The sequence below is a fragment of the Enterobacter sp. CFEC122 genome, assembly GCF_052983755.1.
The window spans coordinates 55,868-71,502 of record NZ_JBRIQR010000016.1; the positions used below are offsets into that span (position 1 = coordinate 55,868).

A 15,635-nucleotide genomic window follows, 5' to 3' on the forward strand; every position below is an offset into this window, starting at 1 on the left:
CATCTTAAAGCTATTTTAAGATTATATTAATATATAATTAATGTTGATTGTAAGCATCGGCTAACATTCATAATATATGCAGTAACTCAGATAATAGACTGATAAAGTTTCATCATTCTATTTCTATAAGCTATATATTTCGCAAGGGCTTTGTTGGCAACAAAATAACGTATCATTTCTATCTATATCTTAACGTTTCGAAAGTCTGCCTCCGTATTATACGGAGGCAGACTAATCCTAACCGATACCTGCAGATTGCAATAACACCAGGCTTAAGCCCATGACCGACATTCCACACAGCACGCCATAGCTGGGGTTGTTATTGGGATCGATCTCTTTCGCCAGCGGCATTAATTCATCGACGGAAAGCGCCACCATAATCCCGGCAACAGCGGCCATAATGGCGGCCATCACGACAGGGGAGACCAGGCTTCCGAGAATCAACCAGGCCAGGACACCGCCGAGGATTTCAGCCATCCCGGAAATTCCTGCCCAGAATACCGCGGTACGTTTCGAGCCCGTGGCGGCATACACCGGTCCGGCGACCGCCAGTCCTTCAGGAATATTGTGTAAGGCCACCGCCAGCGCGATGCCAAAGCCCATTTCCAGATTGCTGCTGGCCGTCACGTAGGTCGCGACCCCTTCCGGGAAGTTATGCAGGCTAATCCCCAGCGTGAGCAGAACCGCCGTTCGCTTAATATTCCGCGGCACAGGCGTTACGTTTTTCTGCATTAAATCCTGCGGATGCGCGTGGGGTAGCATCCGGTCGAGGGCAAAGTAACCCAGCAGGCCAACGACAAACATGCCGTAGCCCAGCAGGGGAGACATCCCGTCGGTGCCCAGCGCAGCAGGGAGCATCTCCATCAGGGAGATAAGCAGCATGATCCCGGCAGCAAAGCCCAGCGAGAAGGCCAGCACGCGGTTTGACGGCTTCTGACCAAGCACGCCGAGGATTGCGCCGATAAAGGTCGCGGCGCCCGCCAGTATGGTCAGGATCAGAGGGACTGACATGGATTGCTCCTTATGATAATGATTATCATTAATATAAATGATTCATTTCTGGCAAAGCGAGGGGCGACCCCCGGCTTTACACATTCCTTACATTCAAAATTCCTGATGATGATCTTCACGCTTATCAGCGTTCATCTTTGTCCGATTGCGCGTAATGTAGCACCATTAAATTGACACCTTCTGTAAGGATATCATCATGACTTCTTCCCGTATGCCAGCCCTGTTTTTAGGCCACGGCAGCCCAATGAACGTTCTGGAAGATAACGTCTATACCCGCGCATGGCGTCATCTGGGCGAGACGCTGCCGCGTCCAAAAGCGATTGTGGTGGTATCTGCGCACTGGTTCACCCGCGGCACGGGCGTGACCGCCATGGAAGCGCCAAAGACCATTCACGATTTTGGCGGCTTCCCGCAGGCGCTGTATGACACGCATTATCCGGCCCCCGGCTCGCCTGAGCTGGCACAAAGGCTGGTGGAACTGCTGGCGCCTGTTCCGGTTGCGCTGGATAAAGAAGCCTGGGGCTTTGACCATGGCTCATGGGGCGTGCTGATCAAAATGTATCCTGATGCGGATATCCCGATGGTGCAGCTGAGCATCGACAGCACCAAACCGGCTGCCTGGCATCTGGAGATGGGGCGCAAGCTGGCGACGCTTCGTGATGAAGGCATCATGCTGGTGGCAAGCGGCAACGTGGTGCACAACCTGCGCACGGCGCGCTGGCATGGCGAAAACACGCCATACCCGTGGGCGACCGCTTTTAACGACTACGTCAAAGCGAACCTGACCTGGCAAGGCCCGGCTGAGGCGCATCCGCTGGTGAACTATCTGGATCACGAAGGCGGTTCGCTCTCTAACCCGACCCCAGAGCACTTCCTGCCGCTGCTGTACGTGCTTGGCGCGTGGGACGGTCAGGAGCCGGTTACGATCCCGGTCGATGGAATAGAGATGGGAAGTCTGAGTATGCTGTCGGTGCAGGTAGGGTGAAAATATGCCCGGTGGCGCTACGCTTACCGGGCCTACAAAACCGTAGGCCGGGTCAGGCGAAGCCGCCACCCGGCAGATCTTACTCCACAAAAATATGCGGGTAGAACCGCGACAGATCCTGCGTGATCAGCGCGCGATCTTCGCGAATGCCAATTCCGGCAGGTTGATCGTTAATGAGCCAGCTGCCAATTAGCGTATAGCTGTCGCCAAATTTCGGCAGTTGATAGAACGCCTGGACGATCATCCCTTCCTCGCCGTAAGGCCCTTCAACCGCTTCCAGCGTTTTACCGTTTTCGATGATCGACACGTTAGCGCCTTCGCGGGAGAAGATCGGCTTAACGACGTATTTCTCCATCTGCGGGTAATCATCTTCCGCAAAGTACGCTGGCAGCAGGTTAGGGTGATTCGGGAACATCTCCCACAGCATCGGCAGCAGGGCCTTGTTGGAGATAATGCTCTTCCAGGCCGGTTCCAGCCAGCGCACGCCCGCGTCTTCCAGCTTGGTGGAGAACATCTCGCGCAGCATATACTCCCACGGGTAGAGCTTGAACAGGTTGCTGATGACCTGATCCTGCATGTCCGTAAACTGACCTTTTTCACCCAGGCCGATATCCTCGATATAGAGGAACTCGGTCGCCACTTCCGCTTCGGCGGCGCAATCCTGCAGATACTGAACCGTGCCACGATCTTCTTCCGTGTCGCGGCAGCAGGCGAGATGCAGCAGGTTGAAGCCAAACTGCTCGCGCAGCTCGGCAAAGCGCTCGATCAGCTTCTCCTGCAGGCTGTTGAACTGGTCGCTGCCTTCCGGCAGGTTTCCGGCGTTCATCTGGTCTTCCAGCCAGATCCACTGGAAGAATGCCGCTTCATAGAGGGAGGTTGGCGTATCGGCGTTGTTTTCTAAAAGCTTCGGTTCACCCACGCCGTCCCACGCCAGATCCAGGCGAGAGTAAAGCGAAGGCTGATTCGTTTTCCACGACTGGCGGACAAAGCTCCAGGTGTGCTTTGGAATGCGGAACTTGGCCATCAGCTCGTCGCTGTCGATGACTTTTTCCACCACCTTGAGGCACATCTGGTGCAGCTCAGCCGTGACCTCTTCCAGCTTCTCAACCTGGGCCAGGGTGAGCTTGTAGTAAGCGTCTTCACACCAGTACGGCTCGCCGTACATGGTGTGGAAGTTAAAGCCGTACTCGGTGGCTTTTTCGCGCCAGTCTGGGCGCTCGGTAATACTGACTCGTTCCATGATTAGCCGCCCATTGAGCGAGTAGAGGTGCCTGATGCACTGCGCTGCATGCTGGTCTGTTTCGCCACAGACTCACCGAACCCGCCGCGGGTGATGGTGCTGGTGGTCGCAGGCTTCGGCGCCATCGCGGTTTTCGGTACGGTTACGGTGCGGCCCGGAGTCGCTGCGCCGTAGCCTTTACCGCTGGCATCGGTATATTGACCGTAAGCCGGGCTGGCCGGGTTTTTCGAGCTAAACAGCGGCTGCTGCTGGTAGCCCGCACCGCCGCCCATCAGACGGCCCATCATGTAGCCTGCCATCAGCGGCATCCAGAAGCTGCCGCTGGACTGCGCCTGTGCCTGATTTTCAGGTGCCGTGCCTGCCTGAGCCGGTGCCTGCTGGCACTGACCTTCACCAAATTCCGCTACGCAGTCTTCGCGTGAGGCATATTTCGGCGCGGTGCGTTCTGCTTCTTTCAGCGCGTTGGTGTAGGCCGTTTTACATTCGGCCGCTTTGCCGGTTGCGGCGGAGCAGTCGTCCGCGTTTTGATACAGCGAAACCGTTTCATCGTTTTTCTCACAGCCTGCCAGCATAAAGACAGCGGTAACCGCCAGCGCAACAGGGGTGAGGTGACGTGCATTCCAGCTCTTGCGGAACGACGCGTGATTGATCGTTTTTGTCCGTTTCATGTTTGTCTTCCAGGACCCAGTGGTAATAACGCTCAGGATAGAGGATGAGTGGTTGAAAATGAAGCGAAGAGGGGCGGAATCAGGGGGATCTTTACGTTGGCTTACGTTCGAGGGGGATTTTGCGCCGGGTGGCGCTGCGCTTACCCGGCCTACGATTCAGTAGGCCCGATAAGCGAAGCGCCATCGGGCAATGCTTAGTTACGGAACGGATTGTTGCCCTTGCTGGCAGGCGCTGTGGTGCGCGCGGCAGCAGGCTGTGCAGCAGGGGTAGTGTTGTTAGCGTTGAAGTTATCAACCGCGGCAACCTGCTCCGGGTTCTCCGGCGCAACGCTGTCCGGAGAGGTAGAGACCGGTTTGCCCAGTGCGCTGTTCAGCATCTGCAGGTCTTGCTCGTTCAGCGTACCCAGAGCCTGCTTAATGTTCAGCTGGTTAATCAGGTACTGATAACGCGCGCTGGAGAGCTGCTGTTTCGCGTTGTACAGCGTGGTGGTGGCGTCGAGCACGTCAACGATAGTACGTGTACCGACGGAGTAACCCGCTTCCATCGCGTCCAGGGAGCTCTGTGCAGACACAACGGCCTGTTTATAGGCGTTGATGCTGCTGATTGAGGCGTTCACGTTGTTGAAGGATGAACGTACGGTCTGCACCACGTTACGATGGGCGCTTTCCAGCTGCTCGCTCGCGCCAACAAAGTTGTACTGCGCCTGTTTCACCTGGGAGTTAACCTGACCGCCCTGATACAGCGGCAGGGAGAAGCTCAGGCCCACTTTGTTCTGACCCATATTGCTGTCGTCATACTGGGCAGAATTGGTTTTAGAGCCACTGTAGGTGGTGTCAGAAACGCCGGTAGAGGCGCTCAGGCTCAGGGTTGGCAGATGGCCGTCCTGCGCCTGACGAATCTGCTCGCGGGCCAGGTCCTGGCTCAGACGCGCCTGCAGCAACGTCAGGTTGCGGTTTTCCGCCTCTTTCAGCAGGGCGTTAACGGCCTGCGGCTTATCCGTTTTGAAGCTGTCGACGTTCAGGGAGGCCAGCTCAGGATAGTAGTTCCCGGTGACCTGACGCAGGGATTCCAGCGCGTTGTCGAGGTTATTACGCGCGGTCACTTCGTTGGCCAGCACGGTGTCGTACTGTGAACGGGCGTTCTGCACGTCGGTGATCGCCACCAGACCCACGTTGAAGCGCTGGGTGGTTTGATCTAACTGACGGTAAATGGCCTGTTTCTGCGCTTCGGTGTAGGAGAGCGCGTCAATGGCGCTCAGCACGTTGAAGTACGCCGTAGCTGTATTCAGGATCAGCGTCTGCTGGTCGGTCTGATAGGTCACATCCTGGATGCCCGCGCTCTTTTCCTGCAGGGTCAGGGCACGCCATTTGGACATATCAAACAGCGTCTGTGTTAATTGCAGTGAGGCACTGGTAGCATTGGAGTTTACGCCGTTAGCGTCGCGGAAACCGTTGCTGTAGGTATAATCTGCACCTAACCCTAACTGTGGCAGCAAGGGGCTACGCGCTTCGTTAATCTTTTCAAACGCAGCATCACGATCGGCCGCTGATTTACGTAAATCAGGGTTGCCCAGACGTGCCTGCTGGTAGACCTGTAACAGGTTTTCCGCCTGGCTCATTGCACTGAAGCCCGTCAGGCTCAGGCCGATAAGGATGGGGAGCAATTTCTTCATTTGCATTCCTTGTTGTGAAGCAGTATTAGCGCTGATCTAATTAAAAAATAATTGCCGATTCTAACAGAATCATCCACACCAAAAGGTTGGCGTTACGTGCCATCTGGCGGTAATTTGCACCAATCTATCATATAGCCTTACAAACGGCAGCCAAACAGCCTTGAAATTCACAATTTCATCACCATTGCTACCAGGACTCGACTCATGCAAAAACCAGAAAAGTTGCCCGTGACATTCGCCAAAAACGATGTAGAAATTATTGCACGAGAAACGCTTTATAGCGGTTTTTTTTCAATGGATCTTTACCGTTTCAGGCATCGCCTGTTTAACGGTGAAATGAGCGGCGAAATCAGACGCGAAATTTTTGAGCGCGGGCATGCGGCAGTCTTGCTACCCTTTGACCCAGTGCGTGACGAAGTCGTGCTGGTGGAGCAGATCCGCATCGCCGCTTATGACGTCAGTGAGAGCCCGTGGCTGCTGGAGATGGTGGCCGGGATGATCGAAGAAGGCGAGACGGTTGAAGACGTCGCCCGGCGCGAGGCGCTGGAAGAGGCGGGGCTGGTGGTGGGCCGCACCAAACCGGTGTTGAGCTATCTGGCGAGTCCGGGTGGCACCAGCGAACGCTTATCCATTATGGTGGGCGAAGTGGACGCCACGACCGCAGAAGGCATTCACGGTCTGGCTGATGAAAACGAAGATATTCGGGTTCATGTGGTGAGCCGGGAACAGGCTTATCAGTGGGTAGAAGAGGGGAAAATCGACAACGCAGCGTCTGTCATCGCCCTGCAATGGCTGCAGCTGCATTATCAGACATTACGAAACGAGTGGAAAAAATGAAGCGCTATACGCCTGACTTCCCAGAAATGATGCGCCTGTGCGAAACCAATTTTGCACAATTGCGCCGCCTGCTGCCGAGAAACGACGCACCCGGCGAAACGGTAAGCTATCAGGTGAGCAACGCGCAGTATCGATTAACGATAACAGAATCAACGCGCTACACTACGCTGGTGGAGATTGAGCAAACGGCACCCAGCATTAGCTACTGGAGCCTGCCGTCGATGACGGTACGCCTCTATCACGACGCGATGGTCGCTGAAGTGTGTTCAAGCCAGCAGATCTTTCGCTTCAAGGCGCGGTATGATTACCCGAATAAAAAGTTGCATCAACGCGACGAAAAGCATCAAATTAACCAGTTTTTAGCCGACTGGCTAAGGTATTGTTTAGCACATGGAGCAATGGCGATTCCGGTTTGTTAGCGTCATAAACCTACCTAAGGACACCATTTGGAAAGCCTGTTGAACCTGACTGTTGCTGGTGGGGCGCCAGTCAGGATATTACAAATCACCGATACCCACCTTTTTGCCGAAAAGCATGAAACGCTGCTGGGGGTGAATACCTGGGAGAGTTATCAGGCGGTACTGAGCGCCATTCACGCTGAAAACCGTGCATGCGATCTGATTGTCGCAACGGGCGATCTGGCGCAGGACCAATCTTCCGCGGCCTACCAGCATTTTGCTGAAGGCATCGCGAGCTTTAGCGCGCCCTGCGTCTGGCTGCCGGGTAACCACGATTTTCAGCCCGCAATGTACAGTTCTCTCCAGGATGCGGGGATTTCTCCGGCGAAATGTGTTTTTGCGGGTGAACAGTGGCAGATCCTGCTGCTGGACAGCCAGGTGTTCGGCGTCCCGCACGGTGAACTCAGTGAGTTTCAGCTCGACTGGCTGGAGACCAAACTGGCCGCTGAACCTGAACGTCACACGCTGCTGTTGCTTCATCATCATCCTCTGCCGGCGGGCTGCAGCTGGCTCGATCAGCACAGCCTGCGCAACTCCGCGGCGCTGGATCGCGTGCTGGCGAAGTTCCCACGGGTGAAAAATCTGCTGTGTGGGCATATTCACCAGGAGCAGGATCTCGACTGGAACGGACGCCGCATGCTGGCGACGCCGTCGACCTGCGTTCAGTTTAAGCCGCACTGCGCCAACTTTACGCTGGATACCATCGCGCCAGGCTGGCGCTGGCTGGAACTGCATCCCGACGGCACGCTGACCACGGAAGTCTGCCGTTTGACCGGCGCACAGTTCCGCCCGGACACCGCTTCAGAAGGCTATTGATGTCTACGCTCCTTTATCTGCACGGATTCAACAGTTCGCCGCGCTCCGCAAAAGCGACACAGTTTCGCCAGTGGCTGAGCGAGCATCACCCTGACGTTGAGATGATTATCCCACAGCTGCCGCCTTACCCGGCAGAAGCCGCGGAAATGCTGGAATCCATCGTGCTTGCGCACGGCGGCGAAACCTTTGGTGTGGTCGGTTCATCGCTGGGGGGATATTACGCTACCTGGCTCTCGCAATGCTTTATGCTGCCCGCCGTGGTGGTTAATCCGGCGGTACGGCCATTTGAGCTGCTGCGGGACTTTCTTGGCGAAAACGAGAACCCCTACACCGGCCAGCAATATGTGCTAGAGTCACGCCATATTTACGATCTCAAAGTTATGCAGGTCGACCCGCTCGAGGCGCCGGATCTCATCTGGCTGCTGCAGCAGACGGGTGATGAAGTGCTGGATTACCGCCAGGCAGTGGCGTATTACGCCTCCTGCCGCCAGACTATAGAAGAGGGCGGAAACCATGCTTTCACGGGCTTTGAGAATCATTTCACCCAGATTGTCGATTTTCTTGGACTGCACAGCCACTGACAATCAATGCGAATTGCTAGTTTAAATCATGACGCAAACCTATAACGCTGATGCCATTGAGGTCCTCACCGGGCTTGAGCCGGTTCGCCGCCGCCCGGGGATGTACACCGATACGACGCGCCCAAACCATCTGGGCCAGGAAGTTATTGATAACAGTGTGGACGAAGCGCTGGCGGGCCATGCCAAACGCGTTGACGTCATTCTGCATGCCGATCAGTCGCTGGAAGTCATTGACGACGGGCGCGGCATGCCGGTGGATATCCACCCGGAAGAGGGCGTCCCGGCCGTTGAGCTGATCCTCTGTCGTCTGCATGCGGGCGGTAAGTTCTCCAACAAAAACTACCAGTTCTCCGGTGGCCTGCACGGCGTGGGGATTTCCGTCGTCAACGCCCTGTCCAAACGCGTGGAAGTGAACGTCCGTCGCGATGGTCAGGTCTACAACATCGCGTTTGAAAACGGCGAGAAGGTGCAGGATCTGCAGGTTGTCGGCACGTGCGGCAAACGCAACACCGGCACAAGCGTCCACTTCTGGCCTGACGAGAGTTTCTTCGACAGCCCGCGCTTTTCCGTATCCCGCCTGACGCACCTGCTGAAAGCCAAAGCGGTGCTTTGCCCGGGCGTGGAAATCACCTTTAAAGATCACGTTAACAATACCGAGCAGACCTGGTGCTACGCCGATGGCCTGAACGACTACCTGTGCGAAGCGGTAAACGGCCTGCCAACGCTGCCGGAAAAACCGTTCGTCGGCAACTTTAGCGGCGATACCGAAGCGGTGGACTGGGCGCTGCTGTGGCTGCCGGAAGGCGGCGAGCTGCTGACCGAAAGCTACGTTAACCTGATCCCCACTATGCTCGGCGGGACCCACGTCAACGGCCTGCGTCAGGGGCTGCTGGACGCGATGCGCGAATTCTGCGAATACCGTAATATCCTGCCGCGCGGCGTGAAGCTGTCGGCGGAAGATATCTGGGACCGCTGCGCCTACGTGCTCTCCGTGAAGATGCAGGATCCGCAGTTTGCCGGTCAGACCAAAGAACGTCTGTCGTCACGCCAGTGTGCGGCGTTCGTTTCCGGCGTGGTGAAAGATGCGTTTACCCTGTGGCTGAACCAGAACGTTCAGGCGGCAGAAATGCTGGCTGAAATGGCCATCTCCAGCGCCCAGCGTCGTCTGCGTGCGGCGAAAAAAGTGGTGCGTAAAAAGTTGACCAGCGGCCCTGCGCTGCCGGGCAAGCTGGCAGACTGTACCGCGCAGGATCTCAACCGCACCGAGCTGTTCCTCGTGGAAGGGGACTCGGCGGGCGGGTCGGCCAAGCAGGCGCGCGATCGTGAATATCAGGCGATCATGCCGCTCAAGGGTAAGATCCTGAACACCTGGGAAGTCTCGTCTGATGAAGTGCTGGCCTCGCAGGAAGTCCACGATATCTCGGTCGCGATCGGCATCGATCCGGACAGCGACGATCTGAGCCAGCTGCGCTACGGCAAGATCTGCATTCTCGCGGATGCGGACTCCGATGGTCTGCACATCGCCACGCTGCTGTGCGCGCTGTTTGTGAAGCACTTCCGCACGCTGGTGAAAAACGGTCACGTCTACGTGGCGCTGCCGCCGCTGTACCGTATCGACCTCGGCAAAGAGGTTTACTACGCCCTGACGGAAGAAGAGAAAGCGGGCGTGCTGGAACAGCTGAAGCGCAAGAAGGGCAAGCCGAACGTGCAGCGCTTTAAAGGGCTGGGCGAGATGAACCCGATGCAGCTGCGCGAAACGACGCTGGATCCGAACACGCGCCGTCTGGTGCAGCTGACGATCAGCGATGAAGACGAACAGCAGACCAACGCCATGATGGATATGCTCCTTGCCAAAAAACGTTCGGAAGACCGTCGTAACTGGCTGCAGGAGAAAGGCGATATGGCGGATATTGAGGCTTGATGCCCTCACCCTAACCCTCTCCCACAGGGAGAGGGAATGGATCGTAGGCCCGGTAAGCGCTAGCGCCACCGGGCTTTTTTACATCAAAACTCCATCTTCACCGTAAACTGCACTTCGCGAGGGTCGCCAATCTGGTTGCCCAGGTTGTTGGTCGCAATGGACGAGGTGTAGTAGGTCTTATCAAACAGGTTCTTCACGTTGACCTGCAGCGTCACCGGATACTGCAGCTTCATCTTATAGGCCGCAAAGGCATCCGCCACAAAATAGCCCGGCAGATAATAATCCGCGCCGTTGGTTGCTGAACGACGGCTCACGCCGTGTCCGCCGCCGCCCAACGTCAGGGTATTCCCGGCAAACGCATTATGAATGTCGTACGTCAGGAACAGGGAGCCGGTGTGGCGCGGCACATTCGGCAGCGGTTTGCCCGCGTAGTCCGGGTCTTCCAGCACCTTCGCGTCGGTATAGCCGTAGCTGGCGATAATATTGGTGTTCTCGGTCAGTGACCCGGCAAGATCCACCTCCACGCCCTGGGATCGCACGCGGCCCGCCGTTTTGGCGATGGTTTCACCTCCCACGCTTTCGTTGTACAGCACGTTGCGCTTGTGAATATCAAACAGCGCGATATTGGCGGTAATGCCGTTAAACAGGTCAAACTTGGCGCCCACTTCGTAAGCATTCGACGTTTCCGGAGGCAGATCGCCGATGTAGCTCGCAATGGACGACTGCGGAATAAACGTTTGCGAGTAGTTGGCAAACAGCGAGACCGCTGGCGTGAGCTTATAGACCAGCCCCAGCTTCGGCGTCCACTGTTCGTCGCGGCTGTTGGTGTTGACGTTGAACGGACGACCTTTACCCGCGTACTGGGTGTAATACTGATAGCGCATCCCGGCGACGGCGATCCACTTATCCGTCAGGTACAGGGCATCCTGCGCGTAGGCCGAATAACTCTCCTGTTTGAGCGTCTGGTCGCTGTCTGCGGCGGAGACGGTTGTACACTTGTTGAGTTTGCCGTAAACCGGATGGTAGATGTTGAAACCTTTGACGTTCTTACAGCGCATCATGTCCGTACGCAGCAAATCGTAATTCTCATACGACACGCCGGTTAGGATCTCATTGTAAAAGCCTGCAATATCCACATTCCCCTGCAGATCCGCGCGGGTGCTGTGCATGCGCTGGGTCGAGCCCTGGGTCGCATCCACGCGGCGGGTCAGGTTGCCGGTTTTTGCATCGTAGGCCATCACGCGGGCCTGGTTATCGCTGTATTTGTCCTGGCTGTAGCTGTAGTCGAACTTCGCGGTCCACTGGCTGTTAAGACGGTATTCCGCGTTCAGCTGCGCCAGATCGGACTGACCATCGGTCACGTTAAACGGCTCGTCAAAGCGGGTTTTGCGATCGACATCAACGGCTTTTTTAGTGTTGAGATCGAAGATCGTTCCGCGATCGAACGGCGTTTTATAGTCGCGATGCGAATAGAGCACGGTCACGGTGGCATCATCGCCGAACCAGGTGAGCGACGGGGCGATAAAGGTGCTGCGTTCGTTGCCAAAATTACGCCAGTAATCCTCGTCCTGATACTCACCCGTGAGGCGATACGCCAGACGCGTGCCGTCGATCGGGCCGGTCACATCGACCTGTCCGGTGCCGCCGCCAAAGCTGGAGGAGGTGGCGGACAGAGAACCACCGAAGGTTCTCTCCGGGCGTTTGGTGACGACGTTAATCAGGCCGCCCGGATCGAGAATGCCATACAGCGTTGAGGCCGGGCCTTTAAGCACCTCCACGCGCTCGGTGGCGGCGTTAAAGCTGCGCGGCAGGACGGTGCGCAGGCCGTTGGTCATGATCGAGCCGTCCCGGTTCGCGCCAAACCCGCGGCGCACGAAGGCATCCTGCGTACCGCCGAGGGTATTCGTCTGGACCACGTTGCTAACGTTGTAGAGCGCCTCATCCAGCGTGGTGGCGTGCTGATCCTCCAGCACTTTATCGCTGACGGTATTCACCACCTGCGGGATATCCAGCATCGGCATGTTGGTCAGCGTTGCGGTGGAGGTGTTCAGCGGCTGGTAGCCGTTGGTGGCTTCCGCCGGCGTATTTGGATCGGCAGTGACGGTAAGCGTTTCGCCGTCTTTAGCCGCGGTGGTGTCCGCCGCCTGGGCCAGCGGCGCCATAAACAGCAGTGAAAAGAGCGCGCGCCCTTTTACCCCAGAGAGTGAAGGTGTGAACGTAGCCATTACATCTGTTATCCCAAAATATCCGTGAATCACCTTCACGGAAGAATGTGTGAGTCATTGCCCTTTTATGCTCTGCTCGTTAGCCAGAACCGGCATCGAACATGTAATTGAGAATCATTCAATCATGCGGGAATGTAGTAGTAAATGAAAAATGATAAAAATCGGCTACATGCATGAAACGCAACGGGAAAGTACAAGGGTAATGAATTATTTAATTGAAAAATAATGATTTGTTAATTTTGTGGTCTGCACGGTAACGCTCCGTTACCCCTGGTTTTTTCAGGGTGTTTCTTCTCTTGACTACTACATGGCGTGGCGTCAAACTCTCAAAAGAGAATGATTTTTATTTATATTTGTTGCGCTTTTTTATTACGTTGGCGTTCACGTGGCTCACAACTCAAAACAACCGGGACTGGTTCTGGAGAACCTCTCTGCGGGCTATCAGAAAAAAATCATCGTTGATGATATCTCTCTTGCGATCCCCCAGCAGAAAATAACCGTTCTGGTGGGCGCAAACGGCTGCGGGAAATCCACGCTGTTGAGCACCATTGCGCGGCTGCTCCAGCCGCTTGGCGGCGCGGCGGTTCTCGACGGCAAGGCGATCCACGAGCAGCCGACCAAAGCCGTCGCCCGCCAGCTTGGTATTCTCCCGCAGTCCCCGCTGCTCCCGGAAGGGTTAACCGTTTTTGAGCTGGTCTCGCGCGGGCGCTTTCCCTGGCAAAACGTTATGCGCCAGTGGAGCGACGAGGACGAACTGGCGGTGGAAGAGGCCCTGCGCCTGACCGGCACGGCAGCGTTTGCCCATATGCCGGTGGAAAGCTTATCCGGCGGCCAGCGTCAGCGCTGCTGGATCGCCATGGCGCTGGCGCAGCAAACGCCGTATATCCTGCTGGATGAACCCACCACGTTCCTCGATCTTCGCTACCAGGTGGAGATCCTGGAACTGCTGCACGCCCTGACCCGCCAGCACGGGCGTACCGTGGTGGTGGTGCTGCACGATCTTAACTTTGCCGTGAACTACGGTGATTCCCTGGTCTTTTTACGCCAGGGAAAAGTCGAGGGGGTGTTACATGAAGGCGACGCCTGCACGCCGGAGCTGATCAAAACGGTGTTTGATGTGGACGTGCATATGTCCATCAACCCCTTGACCGGCAAACCGTTCTTTATGCCGTTTCGCCGGAGCCTTGAACAGCCATGATGCGCGCTTCTCTCGCCTTCCTGATGTTTACATTGCTGCTGGCGCTGGGCGCGATTGTGCATCTCGGTATCGGGGCGCGGTTTATCCCTCCCCGAACGGTAGTGGAGGCATTCTTTCACTTCGAACCGCGCAATTTCGACCATAACATCATCATCAGACTACGGCTGCTGCGCCTCTGCGCCGCAATGGTGACAGGCGCCGCGCTCGGCGTGGCGGGCGTGCTGCTGCAGTCCGTGATCCGCAACCCGCTCGGCGAGCCGCATATTCTGGGGCTCAACGCCGGGGCAGCGCTCGCGGTGGTGATCGCCAGCGCGCTTGGGCTTTCGCTGCCGTTTGGTCGCCCGCTGATTGCCGCCGCCGGTGCCGCCGCGCTGTTTCTGCTGGTGCTGATGTTCTCCTCGACCGGTCGCACCGGGCTCACGCCGATGAAGGTCACCCTGTGCGGCGTGGCGATGTCGGCGTTTGCCTCGTCGATTACCGCCGCGGTGTTAATCCTGGATGAACAGACGCTACTCTCTCTGCGTACCTGGCTGGCGGGTGATATCGCCGGGATCAACGCGCAGATGCTCCAGAGCGCCCTGTGGGCTGCAGCCGCTGGTTTTGTTCTTGCTATCGGGCTGTCGCCCTCGCTCAACATGCTGGCGCTGGGCGACAGAATGGCGCAGGGGCTTGGCGTGTCGCTGCTGAAAACCCGCCTCCTTGCCCTGCTGGCCATTGCGCTGCTCTGCGGCGCGGCCGTCTCCATCGCCGGACCGATTGGCTTTATCGGCCTTGTGGTGCCGCAGCTCATTCGCCGTCTGGTGTCGGTCGATTTACGCGTGATGGTGCCGCTGTCGGCCCTCTGCGGTGCGCTGGTGTTGCTGCTGGCGGATATCGCTGCCCGCACGCTGTTTACCCCCTGGGAGCTGGCAACCGGCATCATGACGGCCCTGGTCGGCGCGCCCGTGTTCATCCTTATGGCCTCGAGGATGTTCAAATGAACCGGGCCGGGCTCCGCGCGATCCGTGTTGGTCGCCTGTCGGCGCTGGTTCGCCCGAAGGCGCTGGCGTACCTGTCGCTTTTCGCGCTGATGGCGCTAGGCCTGCTGGGCTTTGGCCTGACGCACGGTTCTCTACCCATTCCCGCCTCTGCCATCGGGCGGGCGCTGTTTTCGCCTGAAACTTTGACGGCGGAGACGCGCTACGTCGTGATGGATATCCGCCTGCCGCGCCTGCTGATGGCGGTGCTGTGCGGCGCGATGCTCGGGATGGCGGGGGCGGCGATGCAGTCCATCACCCGCAACGGTCTGGCTGACCCGGGGCTTATCGGCGTGAAGGAGGGCTGTAGCGCGGCGGTACTGCTGCTGATTTTTCAGTTCCCGGCGCTGAGCCTGGCCTGGCGTCCGCTGGTTGGCATGGCCGGTGGGCTGCTCACCGCGCTGCTGGTGATCGTCCTCGCGCGCGATATCTCGCGCCCGCGGTTCATTCTGATCGGCATCGGCGTGTCGTGGGCGTTTGCCGCGGCGATGGGCGTTTTTATCACCACCGCCGACGTGCGCGACGTGCAGACGGCGATGCTGTGGCTGGCGGGCAGCCTGCACGCGGCAAACTGGACGCTGGTGGGGCTGGCCGCGCTCTGGGCTGCCCCCGCGTTTGCGCTGCTGCTCTTTACCGCGCGGGCAGCGGACGTGGCGCTGCTCGGCAATCAGGCCGCCGCGGGCCTTGGCGTGCGCACAACCCGGCTGGCACTGCTGCGGGTTCTCGCCCCGGTAGTGCTGACGGCGGCCTGCGTCTCCTGCGTGGGCAGCATTGGCTTCGTGGGGCTGATTGCCCCACATATGGCGCGCCTGCTGCTGCGCGGTGGTCAGACCGCGCTCCTGACGGGAAGCGCCGTGCTGGGCGCGCTGCTGGTGCTGCTGGCGGATAACGTCGGACGTCTGGCATTCCTCCCGCTGCAGCTGCCGGCGGGAATTGTCATTTCATTGATTGGCGGACCGTTTTTCCTGCTGCTGCTCTGGCAGCGCCGGGACAGATTTTAGGGGAT

14 protein-coding genes are annotated in these 15,635 nt (G+C 57.6%); 9 read left to right on the forward strand and 5 right to left on the reverse strand.

Annotated elements, in window-relative coordinates:
- Positions 1-237 precede the first annotated feature (237 nt).
- Positions 238-1,011 carry a zinc transporter ZupT gene (gene zupT / locus ACVCAM_RS13140; protein WP_025912508.1) on the reverse strand — a complete coding sequence of 258 codons (774 nt, stop codon included), beginning with the start codon at positions 1,009-1,011 and terminating at the stop codon, positions 238-240.
- Positions 1,012-1,207: 196 nt separating this feature from the next.
- Between zupT and ygiD the strand changes: the two genes are divergently transcribed.
- Positions 1,208-1,996, forward strand: a complete 789-nt coding sequence (gene ygiD / locus ACVCAM_RS13145; protein WP_063616160.1) for a 4,5-DOPA-extradiol-dioxygenase — start codon at positions 1,208-1,210, stop codon at positions 1,994-1,996.
- 79 nt (positions 1,997-2,075) lie between these two features.
- Here ygiD and ACVCAM_RS13150 read toward each other — a convergent pair whose 3' ends face one another.
- The 3 genes from ACVCAM_RS13150 to tolC form a co-directional block, all read right to left on the reverse strand.
- Positions 2,076-3,236, reverse strand: a complete 1,161-nt coding sequence (locus ACVCAM_RS13150) for a glutathionylspermidine synthase family protein (RefSeq protein WP_021242309.1) — start codon at positions 3,234-3,236, stop codon at positions 2,076-2,078.
- Positions 3,237-3,238: 2 nt separating this feature from the next.
- Positions 3,239-3,904, reverse strand: coding sequence for a DUF1190 family protein (locus tag ACVCAM_RS13155; protein WP_008502972.1), 666 nt, complete (start codon positions 3,902-3,904; stop codon positions 3,239-3,241).
- A gap of 194 nt (positions 3,905-4,098) precedes the next feature.
- Positions 4,099-5,577 (reverse strand): outer membrane channel protein TolC, encoded by a 1,479-nt coding sequence (gene tolC, locus ACVCAM_RS13160; protein ID WP_045334477.1) that lies wholly within the window; start codon positions 5,575-5,577, stop codon positions 4,099-4,101.
- Between the two features lie 204 nt (positions 5,578-5,781).
- On the opposite strand from tolC, the gene nudF reads away from it, so the two are divergent.
- From nudF to parE, 5 genes are read left to right on the forward strand one after another with little or no spacing between them, the layout of a single operon-like run.
- Complete coding sequence (nudF, locus tag ACVCAM_RS13165; protein WP_008502974.1) at positions 5,782-6,414, forward strand: ADP-ribose diphosphatase; 633 nt, start codon at positions 5,782-5,784, stop codon at positions 6,412-6,414.
- Positions 6,411-6,833, forward strand: a complete 423-nt coding sequence (locus tag ACVCAM_RS13170) for a DUF1249 family protein (protein ID WP_003862516.1) — start codon at positions 6,411-6,413, stop codon at positions 6,831-6,833. Before nudF ends, ACVCAM_RS13170 begins: the two co-directional genes overlap by 4 nt.
- 27 nt (positions 6,834-6,860) lie before the next feature.
- The gene (gene cpdA / locus ACVCAM_RS13175) at positions 6,861-7,688 is read left to right on the forward strand and encodes a 3',5'-cyclic-AMP phosphodiesterase (protein ID WP_008502975.1); all 828 of its coding nucleotides are present in this window, start codon (positions 6,861-6,863) and stop codon (positions 7,686-7,688) included.
- Positions 7,688-8,269, forward strand: a complete 582-nt coding sequence (yqiA, locus tag ACVCAM_RS13180; RefSeq protein ID WP_008502976.1) for an esterase YqiA — start codon at positions 7,688-7,690, stop codon at positions 8,267-8,269. The genes cpdA and yqiA overlap by 1 nt, the downstream gene beginning before the upstream one ends.
- Before the next feature lie 28 nt (positions 8,270-8,297).
- Positions 8,298-10,190 carry a DNA topoisomerase IV subunit B gene (gene parE / locus ACVCAM_RS13185; RefSeq protein ID WP_008502977.1) on the forward strand — a complete coding sequence of 631 codons (1,893 nt, stop codon included), beginning with the start codon at positions 8,298-8,300 and terminating at the stop codon, positions 10,188-10,190.
- An 83-nt stretch (positions 10,191-10,273) separates the two neighbouring features.
- On the opposite strand, the gene ACVCAM_RS13190 is transcribed toward parE, so the two are convergent.
- Positions 10,274-12,415 carry a TonB-dependent siderophore receptor gene (locus tag ACVCAM_RS13190; protein ID WP_407223650.1) on the reverse strand — a complete coding sequence of 714 codons (2,142 nt, stop codon included), beginning with the start codon at positions 12,413-12,415 and terminating at the stop codon, positions 10,274-10,276.
- A 385-nt stretch (positions 12,416-12,800) separates the two neighbouring features.
- Here ACVCAM_RS13190 and ACVCAM_RS13195 point away from each other — a divergent pair, with 385 nt between their 5' ends.
- From ACVCAM_RS13195 to ACVCAM_RS13205, 3 genes are read left to right on the forward strand one after another with little or no spacing between them, the layout of a single operon-like run.
- On the forward strand, positions 12,801-13,613 hold the full coding sequence (locus ACVCAM_RS13195) for an ABC transporter ATP-binding protein (RefSeq protein ID WP_025912503.1): 813 nt from the start codon (positions 12,801-12,803) through the stop codon (positions 13,611-13,613).
- Entirely contained in the window at positions 13,610-14,593 is a 984-nt protein-coding gene (locus tag ACVCAM_RS13200) for a FecCD family ABC transporter permease (protein ID WP_407223649.1), read from the forward strand. The genes ACVCAM_RS13195 and ACVCAM_RS13200 overlap by 4 nt, the downstream gene beginning before the upstream one ends.
- A complete protein-coding gene (locus tag ACVCAM_RS13205; RefSeq protein WP_025912501.1) occupies positions 14,590-15,630 on the forward strand; it encodes a FecCD family ABC transporter permease in 1,041 nt (346 codons plus the stop codon). The genes ACVCAM_RS13200 and ACVCAM_RS13205 overlap by 4 nt, the downstream gene beginning before the upstream one ends.
- Positions 15,631-15,635: the final 5 nt, after the last annotated feature.